The organism is Candidatus Alkanophaga liquidiphilum (genome assembly GCF_053996935.1).
In genome coordinates, this window is record NZ_JBMXYC010000012.1 from 1 (window position 1) to 17,619 (window position 17,619).

The following is a 17,619-nucleotide window of genomic DNA, read 5'->3' on the forward strand; positions in this document are numbered from 1 at the left end:
CTTTTATCTCCTCAAGCGTCTCTTTTTCGTCTTCGGTCAGGTAGTCCGCAAATTTTTTTAATTCTTGAATATGGCTTTCAGGCACGTCCACGTAGAGGATGTCTCCCTCTTTTATCTGGCGTCCGACTGTCGGACCGACTATTGAAACTGCAACTTCCATGCCTTGCCGGGCTTCTGGTATCGAATTGCCACGGTCTTGGATGCCTTTGATGCTGCCAACTGCGACGCCGTCAGCACGCATAAGCGGCGCTCCTGGCGCTATCCGCCCGCCAAGGACACGGACGCCGACGATTGCGGGCTTACTCTGCCTGAAGACGTAGTCTGGGAGCAGCATGAGCTTTCCAGGTTTGATTAGAGGTTCGAGCGCCTTTCGCACTTCTTCCTCCTTACGGCGTCGCACCCAGCCGACGTAATCCTCAATGATCTTGTAGATAACGTCGCCGAGGAATATGGGGACGTCGTTCTGCTGCGCCACCTCCTTTGCGTCGGGTAGGACGTCGACGTTAAAGCCTATGACCACCGCCAAGTTTGGGTTTTTTTCCTTTACGGTAGCGGCATCTATGACGTCACGCCTCGAGATATTGCCGACTTCTGCCTTCATTATGCTGATGTTCTCCCGCTTAAGCTCCGAGGCGAGCGCCTCGAGAGCGCCGAGCGTGTCCGCCTTAACCACGACGCCCTCAGCCGCAATCTCGATCCGAAGCTCCTCAAGCTCCGCCTGCAGCTTCCGAATCGCATCCCCGAGCGCAGTCTCGTCCTTTACGACCCTGAGCTGCGAGCCCGTGAGCACGTCTTCGAGCTTTGGTGCAATGATTTTGATGCCCGCTGCTGCGGTGACGCTGCGCACCCTCTCAAATCTGCTCTCGGCACGCATCTCCCGCAAGGCTCTCGGCTTCAGCAACCCCCGCACCTTCGTCACGACGGGCGAGCGAGCGATGCTACCGATGATGACGGTGTCGCCGACGCTCAGCGTGCCGTCGTAAAGAATAACGTCAATAGTTGTGCCGATGCCTCGCTCCTCCTTTTTCTCAAGGACCACGCCCACGCCCTCGGCGCTCACATGCAGCCGCAAACTTTCCTCCAAAAACCTCTGCGCCAGCCCTATCAGCACCATGAGCAGGTCTGGAATGCCCTCGCCAGTCTTTGCGCTTATCGGAACTATGGCAACGGTCTTCGTGAAGTCTTGGATTCTGTCGTAGCGTTCCGCCGAGAAGCCCTCGTCGTAGAGCGTCCCCACAACCTCATAAAATCGCTCGTCAATGAGTCTGCGGGCTTCGTCGCTCTGCTCCTTGTAGCTCAAGACGAACGGCTTTCTCCTGGAACGCCAGCCCCGAATCCTGTCTATTTTGTTCAGCGCCACGACGAACGGCGTTTTAAACGTTTTGAGGATGTGCAGCGACTCGTAAGTCTGCGGTTGAAAGCCTTCCATGATGTCAACGATGAGGACTGCGAGGTCGGCGAGCGCCCCGCCCCGCTTTCTAAGTGACGTGAACGCCTGATGCCCCGGCGTGTCTATGAAAAGCAAGCCTGAAACCTTTATCTTCCCGACGTCGAGCAGCGGTCCGCAAATCTTCTTTATGACGCCTATTGGGATTTCCGTGGCGCCGATGTGTTGTGTGATGCCGCCTGCCTCGCGCTGCGCTATCGCCGTCCCTCGAATGTTGTCGAGAAGCGTCGTCTTCCCGTGGTCTATATGCCCCAGCACCGCCACGATGGGCGTCCTCATGACCTTGCTCTTACTGCTATCTTCGTCGCTCATTCTTACCTCCCTCTACGCCTGTGGAGTTCTTCGGCATTGCCGCCAATTCCTTCTGCCTATTCTCATTCATTGTTATCAGTATTTCAAAAATTTTTGTGATGAAAACGGCATCCATCCCACGTCTCGAAGCCTCACGTGCGACCCGCTCAAGGACTCGCTTACGCTGCTCCTTGTCCACAATGTTCGTGCCTTCACGGAGCTTCGCCGCCAAGAGTTCTTCAGCTAACGCTGTCCGCTTAGCTATTAGTTCTATTATTTGAGCATCTATATTTTCGATTTCCTCCCTTATCTGCTTGAGCGTCCTTGCTTCCCCCTTCATCCTCACGCCTCAGTAAAACAAGGGATATTGTTCACCTTAGTTTCTATCATTTTAGACTGTTCAATGCAACTCCAAATCTCCCTCAGGGCATCTATGCTTTCTTCGGAGGTAAGAGCAACGTAAGAGGGACCGGTGCCTGAGAGGCTAACGCCCTGCACGCCACACTCCAAAGCTCGCATAATGGGCTCATGGCTGAAGCGAAGCGCTGCGCAATATAAGAAACCGTTGAGCGTCATCGCCCTTTCAAACTCGCCTTTTAAAGCAAGATCAAACGCAATCTCGACGCAAGGTGCTAAAAGCCGCATCCTTTTAACGTCAGCATCCGCCGTAAACGCCCGCTCCTGTGGCACGAGCACAAGAACCCTCGCATCTTTCTCTACCCTTTTCAGCAGCGTCGTCTTCTTATTATTAGTGACCACAAAGCCGCCGAGCATCGAGGCGCAGGCATCGTCGAAGGCGCCGGTTATTGAAACGCCAGCGTCAAGCGCAGCATGCACGCCGATGCGGATCGCGTCGAGCGGATGGATCTCGTCACTCAGCTTAGGCAGCGCTTTGAGCCCAAACGGCGAAGTTACTCTTTCCGTAGTATCCCACGAGACACGAACGCCGAGAGCGTCGAGCGTTGCGAGCGTCACGGCGTTTGCTGCTGCACTACTGCTTTTCAAGCCGCTTGCCAGTGGGATTTCGCTCTTGGTGCGGACGAAGCCGCCAAGCCGCTGCTCGCCGAAAGCCTTTAAAACGAGTTGCACACACCGCTCTACAAGCTTACCATCCTTTTCACGCTTGCCTTCGACGTAGATCTCGCTTCGGACATCCCGAAAATCTTCACCAAGCTCTACCTCCGCATGCGTCCACAACTCTATGCCAAACGCCGAGCCCTTTAAAGTCGCTATAGCATTTATCACGGTGCCGGCGCCGCTCGCACGAGCTTTACCTTTCATCTTTCGCCCCCGTCAACCGCTTTTATTGTCTTTGACAACATTCAAAAAGCCCCCTCTCAGATACTTACACTAACCTCAAGACTCCAAGCAAGTCCAAGTTTCACCGACCGGCGATTTTGACATTGATAACCTTCACGATGTCTTTCCCTAACTCTTTCTTGAATTCCAGCATCTCTTCTAATATAACTCCACACCTTCTTTATGGTTTTTTGACTTCCCTCACAACAAACATGTTCTCCGCTTTCCAGATAATTACTTGGAATATCATAAGGTTAAATGGGTAATCAGAAATATAAACCTTAGTTAGCCGCCCTCGCCTGTCACTTAGCTCTTAAACTTACATTGAACAAACAATAACCGCTCTCAAACAGCTCTACCTTGACACTAAATTAAAAAGAGAGGAAAATCAGGCTTCAATGCCTGACTCTTTAAGGAACTCTTTCCACTTTTCTTTGAGGAATGGACCGATTTCCGTCGAGTCTTTAGGACCGATTACGATTTTCCAGTCGGGAAGGGCTTCTTCCATGTCCTCTTTGTATTCGGCGACGACTTGCCCGACTATGAGGATGCGGTGTTTTACCTTTTCGTCGAGGTTAAACTCATCGACTGCCTCCTCAAGCAGGTCCGCCCACTCGCCGGTGCCGGCAACGGTGTCAAGCGATAAGCCACCCGTATCAACGACGAGCAACCAGCATGGCACCTTTACGCGCTCCAGCTCGCTCGAAACCACGCCGTAAGTCATCGTGTAGTTCGTGGTCACGAGCACCGGCGAAAGCTCGTCGGGCTCGTTGAACTCATAGATTCCGGGGTCGACCTTTTCCTCAGCTTTCGGATGCTTAAAGACGCTTTCTCGCAGCATGACCATTGGGAAGAAGCCCCACGTATTCGGATAGTGCAGGATGACGAGGTTTATGCCTTTCGTGATGAGAGCATTAGCGAGCATGGTTTCGAGTTGCGCCGCCTTTTTTCTGTCGCCAACGGTCATCGTAATCGTCGCAGGCACAGCCATCGTCGGATATGAGACCTCCTTAACGCCATCTTCGACGCACGCCCGCCGCAGCATTATAAGATTACAGAAGGTCTGGAGGAGCGAGCCTGGCTCGGTGAACGTCCCGGGGTCCAAAACGAGGTCCTCCACGCCGTTCTTCGCAAACGTCTTCGCAATCGCTCCGAGCGTGTCAAGGTCGTTCGGCGAGAATATTGCAACCGGCACGGCATACTTCTTCGCAAGCTCGAGCACATCCGCCCAGTTGTCCTTCGTCGCCGCATATAGCAAAGGACGCTTGTCCTTCACGAGTTCAACAGCTACCCTCAACGCCTTCGGGTCGAACGAGCAGAGTATTAGCGGCACGTCCGTTTGCTCCGAAACGATTTTCACGGCTTCCTTAAACTTCTTGGGATCCCCAGAGACGTTCCGAACCGCAATGGCGTCGGCACTGAACGCCTCTTTCACCTTCACCGCTTTTATTTCATAAATCTCCTTCAGGCGGTCTCTGAGCCGCTCTTCACTCATTGTGTCCCAGACGTCGTATGCGATGACCGTCTTCCCAAAGAAGCCCAGCTCTTCCCTCGTCATCACCTCCTCGCCGCCAATTCGCCTCGCACGCTCACCGACGCCGAGAACGACCTCCCGCATCGGCGGCGCCAGCATCTTCGCAAGCGCCTTCCTCTGCGCATCATTAAGCTTAGTGCACTCATCGTATCGCTTCCTGCGGTCGAAGATCGCAAGTGCGAACTCAAAACACGTATCAAAACCACAGTCGCCACAGTCTTCACCCGGCAACTGCTTCATCAGCTCCATCGGCGACGCTCTCACTTCTTTTCCTTTCTCTGCCATTTTTCACACCTCACGGCAACTCTTTTATCCAGCTTGCAATCTCCTCTGACTCCACCACTGGCGGCGACGGCGGGCTTAGCAACTTCTTCACTGCCCTCTTACCAGCATCGCCCAACCTCTGACACTTGTCAACATCAGCCTCGCCCTTGAGCACGGCGTCTGCAAGCTCCTTGCACGCTTCGAAGCCACACGCCTTGCAATTTGACCCCGGCAAGTGTCTCAGCAGCCCCTCCACGCTCTCGATCTTTGGCAAGTAAAGCCTGTCAAGGAAGTTCTCCACGGCATCTATTGCATACGGGTCGAGCATCACGAGGAGATGCGCCCCCGACATCAATGCTGCCATCGCAGTGCCAATCTCCCACGCATGCCCTCGCTGCTCGGTGTCGCCCCACTCCTCGACGTCGTCGTAGCTCTCCCTATACATCCATGCGTTCGCTGGTATATACATGAGCGGCATCTGGTAACTCTCGTCGCCGACCAGCGCCTTGTTGTAGATGGCGTCCATCGCCGAAATCGCCATTTCAACGGCGTAGCCCACCGCTACAGAGCCTGGGTCTATTAGAATCTTACTCTTCGGCACACCGTGCTCCATAGCGGCTTTGTTCAGCACTGCGATGCCCGGGAGGTTGAGCGGTTGGTAAGCTACGACGACATGCCCGTGCTCCTTCGCCGCTTTGAAGTATTCGTAAATCTCGTCAGCCAACGCCTCGCCTGCCGCAAGAATCGCTGGCAGCGTGAGGCTCCCGCAGTACAGAATGACGTTCTCGCCGGCTGCGACCTCCGCCGCCCTCTTCAAAACCTCAACGTCCTTCTTCATGTCGCCAGAGCGCACGCAGATTGCCAACGGCACGCTCACCGCCTCCAAAACCGCCTTCACAGTCTTCGCAGCGTCTTCGGCAGAGCGGTTTGTGCCATGCGGGTCCGTGCTCCGCAAGTCCAGGAATATCATCTTTGCGCCAAACTCCTCAACGCACTTCTTCGCCCACGCCACCGGGTCGTCCTTCACGTCCCCGTAATACTCCAGCAGCGTCTCCGGTAACCCCGGATCCTCGTCAAAGACCAAATACGCAACCACCGGTCTATGCGGAAGCCGCCCCTCAAAGGCGTGCATCGCCGGCGTCTCGCTCCCACCGATAGTCAGTGTAAACGCTCTGCTCCCGCCTTCTTCTGCCGTCGCTCCAATCTTCACTTCTTCGAATTTCCCTACGTAGCTCCGCACTGGCTTTTCAAACTTGAAGCTCTCTAACTCCGTCGGCTTCGGTGGCGTCGTCACTGCCTCCGCAGCCGCCGGCGCCGCCGTTGCTTGCCTCAACGCCCCTGCCAACAGATCCGTTGGCAGCATAACACCCTCAAGGACTATTTCCTCGGCTTCGATTTCCACACCCCTCAGGCTGTCCACGCCGTCGAGGAGCTTCGCAATCTTCGAAAGCAGCTTGAACAGCTCGTTCCCTTCAGTAGTCGCCGCAGAAGGTGCTCCTTCTTTCTTCTTTAGCTTAATCTTAAGCTTCTTCTCCCCACTCATCGCTCCCACCACGTTGCACTTCTGTTCTTGAGCAATGCTCGGAGTAAGAATAAAAAAGAAAAGTTAAATTATTTCTTCAGAGATACCTCTTCTATCCTTATCTTAACGCCTCTTAGCGTTATCTTCGGCGGTTTTGCGATTGCTGCCATCGGCGTTGTCGTTGCTGTGGCGGCTGCTGGCGCAGCATCCTTCTTTTTAATCTTTATCTTCAGCTTTTTCTCAGCCATGGCTCACATCTCCAAGACTCCTTCCTCCACGAGCTCGTTTATAAGACTTTCCACCTCGTCTTCAGTAACGCCAAACTCCACAGCGCACTCCTCAAGGTCGATCTCTCCCTCGTGCTCCTCTATGTATTCGAGCAGCGCCTCCTTGGTCAACCCCACCTTCCAACCTTCAGTGATTTTCTTGCCGTCAACCGGGCGGACCACGCCCTTCACTACCGGATGGTCTTTCTCTTGCAGGAACTTCTTGAGTTCTTCTATGGTGTTTACTTCATTCTCAGTCGCTATCTTGTCACGGACGTCCTCCGGAATGAAATCCCAGACCTCCTGTTTCAGATGCGAGGGCATCCACACCACTCGATACCAGCCGCCGTCCGCCTGCCAGAACTTCCGGGAGCGGCAGTAGCCCTTTGAGAGACCGAGCAGCCCCTCGACTTGCATTCCGCCGCCGGTCCTTGCAGCCATCGTCGAGAAAGGCAGCTTGTTCACGGTGGGTTTCGTGTATTTCCGGTCGACAAGCCCGATGCCATCGACTTCAGGAATATAAAACGCAATCATCTCGAAGCAACCGCAGCTTGTGTGCGGGTAGCCAAAGAGACTGTGCAGGTTCACTCTCTTGTTTATGCCGCCAGACCTGTTTTCTATTTCTTTGTTTGCACCGCTCCACTCGCCCTTTATGGGATCTATCGGCTCTCCGGGGTCAAATGGTTGCCAGGCGCCAGTCGGCTCCATTTCGTGTCCTGCCTTGGCATCTGCCCAAGTGATGGCGCCGCAGTTCGCCGGACGCTCGGGCGTGATTAAGCAGACGTGCGCCGACGCAAAACTCTGACAAAGTGTGCAAGAATACCATGGCTTCGTGTCCTCTTCCTTCATCTTAGCAAGCGCCCGCTCCTTCTCCTCGTAGTAGCGCCGCATGTCCTCGACGAGCTCTTTTACTTTCTCAGGATCCGTGAATACTGTTACTTGGCACTTGTGAACTTTCGGGAACTCAGAAACGTAAAGCCGCGCAAGCACAGTCCCATATTTCCTAAGGTTCATGCCCTTCTCGACCGCCTCTTTTGAGATTCTTATCCAGATATCGTCCTTGGCGTTCAAGTGCATCATGCCGTTTATGAAATTCGTCCAGTGGTGAATCCTCGCTCCAAGGTTTATTTCCATCGCCGGGGACAGCTCGCCAGTGCACTTTACTAACGTGAATATCGGATATGAGCCGCCGGGCTCCAGCTTGTCTACGTCAGGACCGACAACTTCGACCTTCTGATCCTCTACTTCGTCCTCGTCGACAATGACGACCCATTCGCCCTTGTATTCAACCTTAGGACCGCCGAACTCGCAATACATGTCCGACGCTCTTATCCGCTCGCCTTCGAACTGCCTTCCTATCGCCACTGGTATGTCGTCCCAAGTCGCTTCGGTCTTCAGAGAGAGCTTCATGAAGTCTCTGAACTCAGGACGATCCCACTCTCTTTCGAATGCCTGTTCTCGCTTCCCGCCCATCACGAATTCCTCGCCCATATCATCACCTCTATCACAATTTTTGGATAACTTCTTCTAATGCTTTTCCCCAATCTTCTTTGTTCATGTTCGGAAACGACCAATCGGCGTTTGGATGATTCATGAAGCAAAGCGTTAAAGTCCGTAAATGCGGAGCGAAGTGCTTGAGCGTCGCCAGCCCCTGTGACCCGAGCCAGTAATGGATGCCAAGGAAGACAACGAGGTCATGTGGCTTGCCGTTCGCTCCCCAGTTTGGGTCTTGGAGTCTATCAACAACCTCCACGACGCCCATAATCTTTGTGTTCACGTCCTTAACGTCCTTGAACACCGAAATGGCGTTTGCGGTCGTGATGGTTACGCAACCCCGCGCAGAGAGGCGTTTCGCTATATCTATTGCGTATTCTGAAAGCTTCTTCCCGCCAGCCTCCTCGGTGGCGAGCATGCTGCCCACGACGAACAACGGATTTTTGGCGTTCTTTATAATCTCGCCAGCGATGCTGCCATCAACAATAACTGCAGTCAGCGGTCCTGGCACGTTCCCAGATTTATAGGCTTCCGAAATCATCCTACCACCTCACACGGTAAACCATCTCAGCCCCCGCCGCATTGCCTCAAACGTCCAAATCTTCTCCTTCTCAAGCGTTGAGATGTCCACAAGCTCCTGCCATGTAATCCCCTCTTTCGGCTGCCAGCCTTCCCTCTTTAGCTCTTCAAGAACGACCTCTCGCATCTCCGACGGTATGTCTTCCTCGTTTCGCACGAAATACTTCAAGTCCTCAGGCATCCGCCCGAAATACTTGAAATACGCGTCTACATAGTGCATTATCTTCGCCTTTCGCCCTGCTGCGAAGTCGTTATACCGCATGCAGAGCTTTATCGCCGTCACTATGGCTTCCTCCTTGCTCTCCGCAACGTAGAGCAGATGCTCTGGCACTAGAATCTCATCCCGACGTTCTCCAGTTTTCACATGATACATAGGTGTCAGCTCATCTCTATTGCCAAGATACAGGCGGCGGTATTTCGAGCCGTGCGGACCGAGAATTACAGGTATGCCGAAGCGGTTGCACGCCGTCGCTATCGAATACGCCTTCTGCGACATCGTCCCCCAGACGATTCCGCAGGCGCCGGTCCTGCTGAGCCAGTAGTCTGCGATTTCGGCGAAGTTTCCACGCATGATTCGCCGTGAGAAGACGACTGCGAGCCTTATGCCCGCTGCGATTATGTGCGAGTTGGAGACGCAAGAGCCTATGTTCAGCATGCCGCCGGCGTCGAAAATGCCGTGGTGCGTCTCGTAGAGAGACTTGCCTTCTTCATCCTTGTATCGTGCAATCGCCATCGCTGCGCAACCTGTCGCCACCACGATGTAGCCACGCTCCAAGAACTCCTTTGCCATCTCATAGACTTCTCTGTCAGAACCCGGATAGTTTGCGCAGCCAACGAGCGCTATGCAGCCCGGCGTTATTCCTGAGCCCCACGTGTCAGCGACCATCCGCATCTCATAGTCCGTTATTGGACCTCTGCCTGCCCGTATCTTGGAGCGGTCTTCCTTAAGCTGCCGCTCCGCAGCTTTCACTATCATACTCAGCACCGGAATATCTCTAGAGCATTCAGATTCGCACTTCCCACAGCCGAAGCACTTGTCTTCGAGCTCCACGAGCTTGCTCAAGTCGCCGTCGGCGGCAGCATACATCGCATCGCTTATCTTCAAGCTGTTCGGACATGCTCGCTCGCAGGCTTTGCAGTGCTTACAGTATTTCGCAAGCCGAATTATCGCCTCGACGTCCGGCAGCTCCTTATACTTGCGGCGTCGGGGTGCCAGCTCCATAGCGACCCGAACGGCAACCTCGCCGACCTTTTCCGGGTCTAAAATCAGCACGCCCGGCACGCCGTCGAGCAGTTCCTTCACGATTTCATCCGTTGGCGCATTAGTTCTGTCTGGGAAGCCACGCATCGCCTTTGGTGACGTCACGATGACTGGCGCCTTCACCTTGCGAGCTTCTTCCTGAAGGTCGGTGTAGATGCACTGCTCGTCGATGATGACGACGTCGGCGAAGCCGGAACGCACAAACTTCTTCTGCATCGAAATCTGACCCACGATTTTCGCAATTTTGCTCCTGTATCGCGACATGTCGTTAGCGGTGCAGCAGAGCGCACAGACCTCAACGGCGTCAGCCAGCCCCTTTTCCTCAAGATAATTCAGAATTTCACTACCCGGCGCTATGTTGTGCCCGATGCAGAGTATTACAGGCTTTTTTATATCAACGGTGCCGACACCGATTTCGACGAGCGGCGGCTCTATATCGCCCTTTGGCAAGTCAAGGGCGCAAATCTGGGCGATGTCCGCAATCTCCATGGAAAGGGCGTCGAGCATGCCTGCATGTAGGGCTTTCGACTCGAAGTCGAAAGCATCGCTCTCCTGCCCTATATGGATTGACGCCACGAGGTCGCCTATTTGGCGTCCGATGTAGTCGAGGACGGGTTCGAAGTCGCTTAACTTCTTCGGCGTTATTCCTGTAATGACTCTCGTTATCGGAGCCTCAACAGGCGTCTTCTCGCCCAAGTCTATCGGCACATCCGGACCCTTAGTCTCAATCAGCCACTCCACAAGTTCCTTAGCATGGCTGTAGTGCGTCGAAAGCCCCGTAACCGCTGTCAAAAGCGACCAGCGTCCCTGTTGCGCCTTTATATCCATGCCGCAGACGCCTCTCTTGTTGCCGGTTAGGTCGCACTTCCCGAACACACAGAAGCAACACATGTCGCAAATCGGCGAGTAAAAAGGCTTGTAGCGTCGCAGCAAAATCTCGTCCCAGTAACGGAGGTCTTTGATGGAGGGCATCGGCGTCGGTCCCATCGGCTCTTCGCCTTCCACTGCCTCCTCCGGCGCCTTCACCCTCCCCACGATTATTTCGAGGTCACTGAGGTTAAGACTTGGCGTCCTGAGCGACTTCAACCTCGCATTAAACGGTCCCCCCTTTATTCCTACCATTCATACCCCCTGGCTTCAGCAAACTTCCTAAATTTATAAATAATTTTCCCGATAGTGGAGTCATCCGAATTAAATCCGCCCCAGCTCTTTCAGGATGGCAGCGGTCTCCGGGAACAGGTCGAGGTTCTTGTTCGGGATATACATTGCCTCGGGGTAGATTTTCATGAAGTCGGGATGAATGGCTGCTTCTATGAACTTAACCCAGTCTGCGAGCTTTTCCATCTTCTTGCGTGCCTCTCTGGAAACAAGTGCCATCCGTGCGCCCGTGCCGGCGGCGTTTCCGATAGTGCGGATTTTCTTGAGCGGCACCTCTGGATACATGCCCATCGTCCGTGCGCTTTCGGGGTCTATGAAGCTGCCGAAGGCGCCCGCAATCACGAGCTCATCTATATCGTCGGTAGTGACGCCCATCTCCTTCATCAGCAAGTAGCAACCGGTGAACATCGCAGCCTTCGCCTTCTGCAGCTCTCGGATGTCGTTCTGCGAGATTGTAATGTCCTTGCCGTGGGCGGTGTCTTCAGCGAACACAATTACGTATTCGAGCTGCCCATCAGGGCGTTTTCGCAATCTCGGGTCGACGTCGAGCAGCTCCTTGTTGAACTGCCCGCTGGGGAGAATGATGCCTGCCCTCACAAACTCTGGGAGCACGTCGCAGAGCGCTGAGCCGCAAATCCCAATCGGCTTCGTGACCGTTCGCCGATACTTGGAGCATGAGCGGATGCCACGAGCCCAGATGCCGGTGATGACCTTATATTCAAGCTCCCTCGTCTCCGGGTCCACTCTTATGCGTTCGATGGCGCCGTTCGACGCTCGCATGCCGCAAGAAATCATCATGCCCTCAAAAGCGGGACCGGAGGCGCAGGAGACGCAGTAGGCGTTGTGCTTGTTGCCGAGCGTGATTTCGGTGTTCGTGCCGATGTCGAGCTCGAGCACCATGTCCTCGATTTCAAGATAATCCACGACGAGTTCAGCAGCCACTTGGTCGGCGCCGACGAATCCCCTGATAATGGGAGCGAACCATGCATAGCCGTTCGGGTGCAACTTCAAGCCGAGTTTGTCCGCCGGCGCTTTCATGCCCCGCTTCACGCCTGCCGGATACGGTGCCAGCGACATGAACTTCGGCCAGATACCAAGGAAGAGGTGCTGCATCGCGGTGTTCCCAACGAAGACGCCCTCGTAAATCTCCTCCGGCTTTATCCCCGTAAGCTCGCACATCTCTGTAATCATGTCGTTAATCCCGTTTATCACCGCCTGCTGGACTGTCTTCAGCGCCTCCATGCTCCGCTTTGCGTATGTTAGTCGTGAGAGAACGTCCTCACCGTAGGGAATTTGCGGGTTCATGCGTGAGGAGACAGCGACAACTTTGCCAGTATTCAGGTCCATGAGGAAGCCGGCGAGCTTCGTAGAACCAATGTCCACGGCGAGCCCGTAGCAGCGGTCAGTGGTGTCGCCGGGCTCCACCGCAATCACCTTCTTGTCGTCGTAAACGACGACCGTCACGTTGAAGTCGCCCCGAGTCCCGCCCTTCTCTCGTAGAACCTTCGGCATTATCGTCGCCACTTCCCACGGAATCTCCAGGTCCTCAAAACCGTAAAGATCTCGCATGTAGTCAAGAAGCCGTATTTCATCGGCTCTATCGTCCTCAAGTGAACCGCGCTTCATGATGAGGTGATACTTGCGGACGAAAGGGTCTATCTTCACGTCCACTTCCAATCCCTCGGTCTGCAAGCGCTGAGCGCCGAGCCTGCTCGTCTCCGGCACTCGAATCACGAGCCGTTTCACGCCCTCTGGTAGCGAAATCATGCAAGCAAGGCGATAGTTCTGTCGCTTCTCCTCTTCGGTGAGGTGAGCTTCCTCTGACGGCGTCAGCGGTCCGAGCGCCTCCGCACCCTCCTCTATAACGACTTTGCACTTCCCGCACTCGCCAGCACCACCGCAGATTGTCGCAAGGTCCACGCCAAGTCTCGTCGCCGCCTCGAAGATGCTTGTGCCGGGTTCAAAAGTGCCTCTAAGCCCTGATGGGAAAAATACTATATTATATTCCTCTAATCTACGTCCTGCCACCCCTGCTCGCCTCCTGCTCGTAAAGTATGAATAAAAAGGCTTAACTTAGCCTTCCTCTTCCATCCTCTTCTCTATTTCAGCCATAGCCATTTTCACTTCTTCAATCATCCTTTTTATGGCATCAACGCCCTCTACGGCATCGCCTGCCCATGCATCCGCTCCAATTTCCTCAGCGAACTCTGCAGACGTTGCGCCACCGCCGATAATCGTCTTTATTTTACCCTTGAGCCCCTTCTCTCTCAGCTTCTCTTCGATTTCCTCCATGCCCTCGAGGGTTGGTGTCATGAGCGTCGAGGCTGCGATGACCTGTGCGCCCTCCCTGACTGCGGTCTCGATGAACTCGTCGATGGGCACGTCCCGTCCCAGGTCTATGACGTCGAAGCCAGCAGCCCGTAGCATCGAGGCTACGATGGTCTTACCGATATCGTGGATGTCGCCCTCGACGACGCCGATTACGACCTTGCCCCGGGTTTCGCCCTTGTGCTTTTCTCGCAGTTCCTGCTCGATGAGCGGCATGATTATTTCCATGGCAGCATCCATCGCATCCACACACATCAGCATTTCAGGCACGAAATACTCGCCGGATTCATATTTGTCGCCCGCAACTGTCATGCCCGCGCCCAAGCCATCCTTTAGAATCTCCAACGGGTGCGCTATTTTATCCTCAACGCCCTTCTTCACAAGCTCGAGCGTCTTTTCCTTGTCCCCAGCAGCAAGAGCGTCCCTAACAGCATTTAAATACTCCTGCTTGTCCATAATTTCACCCCGCTATCGGCTTGCCGCCCGCTTGGGCGGGCGCCCGTGAGCCTCAGTTAATCCTAAGAGCCGAAGATTTAAATACCTACTACTTGATATATGTTTGGTTTCTGCTCCACTCGCCGCCTCAGCAGATTCTCGGAACTGGGTCGCCGAGTGGTGGCTCGACGATTTTACGCCCGCCGACGCTCGTGCGCATGACGACGCCACGCACGCCCTTAGACGCGTATCCGATGATTTCGGCGTCCCTACCCTCTTCGGTCTCTCGCAGCGCTTGAAGGATGGCGTCCGCACATTCGCGCACGACTGCAAGCACTATTTTCCCCTCGTTGCCTATTTCCAAGGCGTCGATGCCGAGCATTTCGCAAGCGGCACGCACCGCTTCCTTTATCGGAATTCTATCTTCAAAGATCTCAATGCCAACGCCAGACTTCGCAGCGAACTCGTTGAGAGCGTTTGCGAGTCCGCCGCGTGTTGGGTCTTTCATGGCGACGATGCCGCCTTCTTGCAGCGCTCGCTCTATCATTTTGTTTAGGGGTTTGACGTCAGAGCACACTTCGCTCTCAAAGCCGTAACCCTCCCTGAAGGAGAGGATTGCGACGCCGTGGTCGCCAACGCTCCCTGAAACGATAATTGCGTCGCCATCTTGCACGTTTGAATCTTTCAGCCAACGCCCCTCGAACTCACGATGCTTCCGAACGACGGCAATGTTCCTGTCGAGACTCTCGCTTCGCCGCCCCACGCCTGCTGTCGTGACAATCATGCCGTCGAGGGCATTTCGTTCTACGACTTTCGTGTCGCCGGTCACTATGGGGACGCCAGCACGCTCGCAGGTCTGCTGCATGCTTTCTAAAATTTTCTCAAAATCTTCGAGAGGGAAGCCCTCCTCTATAACGAAAGACGAAGAGAGCGCCAAGGGCTCCGCCCCCATTACTGCGAGGTCATTCACCGTGCCGCTCACCGAGAGGACGCCGATGTCGCCGCCGGGGAAGAACAGCGGCTTCACCGTATGAGCGTCGGTCGTAAATACGATGTCTTCGACGACGGCGGAGTCGTCTAAGTCCTCTAAAGCGACCTCTACGGAAATTTTTGGGTTAAAACTTAGATGCTTCAAAATAACGTTTTTTATGAGGCGTTGCATGGCTTCCCCGCCAGCGCCGTGCGCCATAGTTATTTTCATACTTTCACCTCTGCGGCGTTAGGGTTTGCCTCGGAAAATCCCGTTTCAACCCCAAACAGCCGTAAAAGGGCGTTAAGCGCACTTTTGAGGATGCCGTCGGCACTCGCTTTGTCGCAGCCCATACCGCTGTTTATTTCCATCGTTTTGCACTCTACCATCTTTTCTTCGCCCTTTACGGCGCTCAGCTCCAAACTGAAATCTTTCTTGTGCGTGTTCGCGCCATTCCTGAAGGTTACGTGGAACTCAGCGTCGCAGCTTCCGCCAGCGATGACTTTCCGCACTTTGAACCTTGCTACTTCCGACCCTCCAGCCTCGATGTTCCCGAGGAAGGCTTTTGAGGCTTCAAGCTGCACATTATCGACTGAGACGCTTAGAAGCACGCTTTGAACCTCAGAGACGCCGCAGTTCGCCACCAGCACCTCCAAAAACTCACTTTCTTGGATAAATTCGTTCAGCAGGATGATTTCAATATCAGGGCTGCAAACGACGACGGGAATCCAGTAGTGGATGGCTTTAGCGGCATTACCGTGCGTGTCCTCGACGTTGGCGACGAACTTCACCATGTAAATGCCGGGGGCGTCCGGCGCTTGTATTTTAAAGTTTAGACTGAGTGATTTGTCGGGACCGACAACACCGGCGTTGCCGTGACTGTTGAATACTTCCACGTCACGCTCTACCAAATACGCCTCCTTGACGTAAGCGTCCAGCGTGAATGTAGTCTCCGTGCTACCCTCAGCCCCGCCAGTGCCTTTTATGTCGAGGCTCCTTTTCCAGTCGTCAATAGGCTTCTCCTGAGAGTTCCTAAGCGTCACAGTCAAGACGCCGAAGTCGCTGGGGAACAGAATTTCGGGGTCAAGAGCGTAGCTCTCGACTGTGAGTTGTGGCACAGGCGTCGGGGCGCCGCCTACCCACTCCTTGACTTCTGAAACAGCGTCCTCGGCACGAGCTCCACGCACCAGCACGAAAATCGCAGAAAGCACGAAAAGTAGCACGATGAACAGCGTCATGGCGACGATGAAAAGCCGAATCAGTCGCTCTCTTTTTTCTTTCTTTCGTTTCTCCCTTAAGCCGCTTGAGCGTTTCATAGTTCATTTGCCTTTTCAAATCCCAACTTATAATTTTTTGCGTTCGAACAACGCTATAAGATAAAGGATAAAAATAACTGACGTCCTCCAACCCCTAAAGGAGTTGGGTTCCTGCTCTTACGGATAGGAGCAGCGGGTGCGGCGCCACCACCCGGTTATCGACCCCTCCACGCCCCTCGTGGACGAGCCTTATATTTTGCGCGCCTATCGCGTCCCTATGCGCTTCTAGCCGCAACTCTGACACTTGAACAGCCGCCCCCGCCTTGTTACTACCGCCGAAAAGCACCTCGGACACACCGATGATGTCCCTCTTTCATCTATTGCTTTCACCTTTATCCCATACTCCTCCGCTTTCTCTCCTATCCTCCCCAGGATGTACCCATGCGACCAGTAGTTGTGGATCATGGCGTTGCCCTTCCTCCCGAAATCCGCCTCCTTTCTTATTCCCACCAAGTCTCCGCATATTATCTCCGAAACTCCTTTCCTCCAGCACTTCTCTACAAAATCCTTCACCATCTTGTTTATCGCATCTCCGAATCTGCGCTGCCTCTTCCTGTAAAGCTTCCTCAGCTTTTTCGACGTCTTCTTCCCGTTTTTATTCAGGATTTCTTGATATTTTGCTATCTCGTGTGTCCAATACCACCAATCCGCAAGCAGCGAATTCCCCCTGTATCCGAATACCTCCCCGTCCCCGTCCGCTACTATCGGGCACTTCACGCCCAGATCGAGATATGCCCTCTTTTGTCCGGTTGGCTGGTGTGGAGGCACCGCCTCCACCGGCATGTAGCATGCCCATCGACTCGAGAGTGCATCATAGACGATCTCCAACCTTCCCTGTTCCCCCTCCATTTGTTTTTTCCTCTCCATTTAACCCTTAGTTTGAACGGCAGCCTCAGATACTTATTATCGAGCTTATAAGCGTCGCTCCTTACCAGTATCCTTAATATCCGCCTACTTGTATTCCTGTCCTTCCAATAGCCCGGCGAGTGCGGTCTATCCTCTATCTTGCCCGCTTTGTAGGCTTTAAGCAGTGCAAAAAATGATTTCCAAACTTCGTTGTTCTTTCTTATGATTTGTTGTGCCGTCGCAGAACCCACCAACCGCTTATACCTGCCGTATTCTTCATCGGTGTTCCAATCTATTTTATTTCTCCACTGAAGAACGTCTCCTCCGCTTATAATGAATCTCATTCCATAATCGAGAACAATTATCAGCTAACTTGAAAAGCCACCTCTCTTGCTCCTTCGTGGGCTTCAGTTTAAAGGTGTTAGTCCTCCTCCGCATCTCGTCCCCTTCCTGCCCCCAATGTCATATAGCACTTTCGGCATCTTACGCCATTCATCTCATCCCTGAAGAGTATGAGCTTTCTTGCGGTAAATGTGGTGCCTTTAATTCTGGGCAGGTGAGTAGCTATGGAATTGCCAATGCTATGGTATTCACAATTAGACGGATTCT

The 17,619-nt window shown here is 53.9% G+C and carries 15 protein-coding genes; all 15 read right to left on the reverse strand.

Annotation, left to right across the window (positions count from 1 at the left end; genetic code table 11):
* Positions 1-1,759: translation initiation factor IF-2 (infB, locus tag ACXJJA_RS01600; protein WP_456486481.1), on the reverse strand; the 1,759-nt coding region annotated here is incomplete at its 3' end.
* On the reverse strand, positions 1,743-2,078 hold the full coding sequence (locus ACXJJA_RS01605) for a chorismate mutase (protein WP_456486482.1): 336 nt from the start codon (positions 2,076-2,078) through the stop codon (positions 1,743-1,745). The genes infB and ACXJJA_RS01605, both read right to left, overlap by 17 nt.
* A 2-nt stretch (positions 2,079-2,080) precedes the next feature.
* Positions 2,081-3,019 (reverse strand): shikimate kinase, encoded by a 939-nt coding sequence (locus ACXJJA_RS01610; RefSeq protein WP_456486483.1) that lies wholly within the window; start codon positions 3,017-3,019, stop codon positions 2,081-2,083.
* 406 nt (positions 3,020-3,425) lie between these two features.
* A complete protein-coding gene (gene acsC, locus ACXJJA_RS01615) occupies positions 3,426-4,856 on the reverse strand; it encodes an acetyl-CoA decarbonylase/synthase complex subunit gamma (RefSeq protein WP_456486484.1) in 1,431 nt (476 codons plus the stop codon).
* A gap of 10 nt (positions 4,857-4,866) precedes the next feature.
* Positions 4,867-6,378, reverse strand: a complete 1,512-nt coding sequence (gene cdhD / locus ACXJJA_RS01620; protein ID WP_456486485.1) for a CO dehydrogenase/acetyl-CoA synthase subunit delta — start codon at positions 6,376-6,378, stop codon at positions 4,867-4,869.
* 68 nt (positions 6,379-6,446) lie between these two features.
* Positions 6,447-6,605, reverse strand: a complete 159-nt coding sequence (locus ACXJJA_RS01625) for a hypothetical protein (protein ID WP_456486486.1) — start codon at positions 6,603-6,605, stop codon at positions 6,447-6,449.
* Positions 6,606-6,608: 3 nt separating this feature from the next.
* Entirely contained in the window at positions 6,609-8,114 is a 1,506-nt protein-coding gene (gene cdhC, locus ACXJJA_RS01630; RefSeq protein ID WP_456486487.1) for a CO dehydrogenase/CO-methylating acetyl-CoA synthase complex subunit beta, read from the reverse strand.
* 13 nt (positions 8,115-8,127) lie between these two features.
* Entirely contained in the window at positions 8,128-8,658 is a 531-nt protein-coding gene (cdhB, locus tag ACXJJA_RS01635; protein ID WP_456486488.1) for a CO dehydrogenase/acetyl-CoA synthase complex subunit epsilon, read from the reverse strand.
* Between the two features lie 9 nt (positions 8,659-8,667).
* Complete coding sequence (gene cdhA / locus ACXJJA_RS01640) at positions 8,668-11,079, reverse strand: CO dehydrogenase/acetyl-CoA synthase complex subunit alpha (RefSeq protein WP_456486489.1); 2,412 nt, start codon at positions 11,077-11,079, stop codon at positions 8,668-8,670.
* A 69-nt stretch (positions 11,080-11,148) separates the two neighbouring features.
* Positions 11,149-13,143, reverse strand: coding sequence for an ASKHA domain-containing protein (locus ACXJJA_RS01645; protein ID WP_456486490.1), 1,995 nt, complete (start codon positions 13,141-13,143; stop codon positions 11,149-11,151).
* Between the two features lie 45 nt (positions 13,144-13,188).
* Entirely contained in the window at positions 13,189-13,899 is a 711-nt protein-coding gene (locus tag ACXJJA_RS01650; RefSeq protein ID WP_456486491.1) for a cobalamin B12-binding domain-containing protein, read from the reverse strand.
* 127 nt (positions 13,900-14,026) lie between these two features.
* Entirely contained in the window at positions 14,027-15,079 is a 1,053-nt protein-coding gene (gene hypE, locus ACXJJA_RS01655) for a hydrogenase expression/formation protein HypE (RefSeq protein ID WP_456486492.1), read from the reverse strand.
* Positions 15,076-16,164 carry a COG1361 family protein gene (locus tag ACXJJA_RS01660; RefSeq protein WP_456486493.1) on the reverse strand — a complete coding sequence of 363 codons (1,089 nt, stop codon included), beginning with the start codon at positions 16,162-16,164 and terminating at the stop codon, positions 15,076-15,078. Before ACXJJA_RS01660 ends, hypE begins: the two co-directional genes overlap by 4 nt.
* A 225-nt stretch (positions 16,165-16,389) precedes the next feature.
* Entirely contained in the window at positions 16,390-16,947 is a 558-nt protein-coding gene (locus tag ACXJJA_RS01665; protein WP_456486494.1) for a transposase, read from the reverse strand.
* Entirely contained in the window at positions 16,878-17,354 is a 477-nt protein-coding gene (locus ACXJJA_RS01670; protein ID WP_456486495.1) for a hypothetical protein, read from the reverse strand. Before ACXJJA_RS01670 ends, ACXJJA_RS01665 begins: the two co-directional genes overlap by 70 nt.
* Positions 17,355-17,619 lie beyond the last annotated feature (265 nt).

Bases quoted from the DNA above. Each gene is read 5' to 3' on its own strand.
- ACXJJA_RS01605 (WP_456486482.1), bottom strand. From the start codon at position 2,078: ATGAAGGGGGAAGCAAGGACGCTCAAGCAGATAAGGGAGGAAATCGAA.
- ACXJJA_RS01610 (WP_456486483.1), bottom strand. From the start codon at position 3,019: ATGAAAGGTAAAGCTCGTGCGAGCGGCGCCGGCACCGTGATAAATGCT.
- acsC (WP_456486484.1), bottom strand. From the start codon at position 4,856: ATGGCAGAGAAAGGAAAAGAAGTGAGAGCGTCGCCGATGGAGCTGATG.
- cdhD (WP_456486485.1), bottom strand. From the start codon at position 6,378: ATGAGTGGGGAGAAGAAGCTTAAGATTAAGCTAAAGAAGAAAGAAGGA.
- ACXJJA_RS01625 (WP_456486486.1), bottom strand. From the start codon at position 6,605: ATGGCTGAGAAAAAGCTGAAGATAAAGATTAAAAAGAAGGATGCTGCG.
- cdhC (WP_456486487.1), bottom strand. From the start codon at position 8,114: ATGGGCGAGGAATTCGTGATGGGCGGGAAGCGAGAACAGGCATTCGAA.
- cdhB (WP_456486488.1), bottom strand. From the start codon at position 8,658: ATGATTTCGGAAGCCTATAAATCTGGGAACGTGCCAGGACCGCTGACT.
- cdhA (WP_456486489.1), bottom strand. From the start codon at position 11,079: ATGGTAGGAATAAAGGGGGGACCGTTTAATGCGAGGTTGAAGTCGCTC.
- ACXJJA_RS01650 (WP_456486491.1), bottom strand. From the start codon at position 13,899: ATGGACAAGCAGGAGTATTTAAATGCTGTTAGGGACGCTCTTGCTGCT.
- hypE (WP_456486492.1), bottom strand. From the start codon at position 15,079: ATGAAAATAACTATGGCGCACGGCGCTGGCGGGGAAGCCATGCAACGC.
- ACXJJA_RS01660 (WP_456486493.1), bottom strand. From the start codon at position 16,164: ATGAAACGCTCAAGCGGCTTAAGGGAGAAACGAAAGAAAGAAAAAAGA.
- ACXJJA_RS01665 (WP_456486494.1), bottom strand. From the start codon at position 16,947: ATGCCGGTGGAGGCGGTGCCTCCACACCAGCCAACCGGACAAAAGAGG.
- ACXJJA_RS01670 (WP_456486495.1), bottom strand. From the start codon at position 17,354: ATGAGATTCATTATAAGCGGAGGAGACGTTCTTCAGTGGAGAAATAAA.